Source organism: Acidobacteriota bacterium (assembly GCA_030949985.1).
Taxonomy (GTDB): Bacteria; Acidobacteriota; Polarisedimenticolia; order J045; family J045; genus JALTMS01.
Genome location: JAUZRX010000109.1, coordinates 1 through 1,231, shown reverse-complemented (window position 1 = coordinate 1,231; position 1,231 = coordinate 1). Strand labels below are relative to the sequence as shown.

The window sequence follows — 1,231 nt, the reverse complement described above, 5'->3', positions numbered from 1 at the left end:
TGAGCGCTCTCAGCTTGGGCTGCCACGATCGAGCTACTCCTACGAGCCGAGGGTGGAGACCGATTTGAGCCTACGACTGATGCGACGGATTGACGAGGTCCATCTGAATATTCCATTCTACGGCATCCGGCAAATGGCCGTCCACCTCTGCCGGGAGAGATTCGAGGTCAATCGAAAGCGGGCGCAGCGACTGGTGCGAAAGATGGAAGTGGTCGCGATCCATTCAGCACCACGGACGACGGTGGAGGCCCCGGAGCACCGCAAATATCCGTATCCGCTACCAAATTTCGCGATGGATCGCCCTGACTAGGTTTGGTGCGCCAGCATAACCTACATTCCGATGAGGCACGGGTTCCTGTACTTGATGGCCGTCACGGACTGGATGAGCCGCGACGTCCTCTCGTGGGAGCTGTCGAACACACTGAGTAGCCACTTCTGCGATGACAGCCTCGAGCGGGCCCTGGGTGGCGGTTGCCCGGAGAGTTTCAAAACGGACCAGGGCTCGCAGTTTACGACGGAAGCCTTCACGTCGATACTCGACGACAGGGTATCGCGATCAGCATGGACGGAAAAGTGCGGGCTCTCGACAAAGTGTTCATCGAACGGCCCTGGCGGTCCCTCAAGTACGAGGAGGTTTGCCTTCAAAGGTACAGGGACGGCTTCGAGGCCGCCGACAGCATCGGCCACTACCTGGCGTTCTACAACAACGAGCGACCACATCAGGGACTCGCCGATCGAACACCCTACGAGGGGTGCACATCCCTGACTCGGGTAAGCGCATGATGAGCCCGCGCGATCCACATATGGAAATCCTCCCAAGGTCCCCTCCTTTGCGTTTACCCTGTGGATAACCCTCCGCTTCGCTCCGAGTTCCACACAGCGCAGGCGCCTGCTGCTGGACGCCCTCTCGGATTCACCTTAACTCGCCCCGGGGACTGTCCAACGATTGGGCTCCACCTCAAACCAGAATGTCTGAAACTCGTCTCCCGGCTGCGTGCCGCGTTGGCGGTTGAGGTCGTTGCTCATCGGCCAACCTCTAGCGCGACAATTGACTACTAGCCGGACATCAGCCAACCTAAGGGGCATTCCCAGACAGAGCGCTGAATCACCATAATACGGGAGCGGCGGCGCATTGAAGAAGTTGAGCGGCTAGCGACTTTGATTGGCTCCGCGGCCGATGGTTTAGCCGCCGATGTTTACTTTGCTGCGTACCCGTAACCAATTGTCTCAT

At 58.7% G+C, this 1,231-nt stretch carries 1 protein-coding gene; it reads left to right on the top strand.

From position 1 onward, the window contains the following. Positions 1 to 310: IS3 family transposase (locus tag Q9Q40_14970; protein ID MDQ7008521.1), on the top strand; the 310-nt coding region annotated here is incomplete at its 5' end. Between the last annotated feature and the right edge of the window lie 921 nt (positions 311 to 1,231).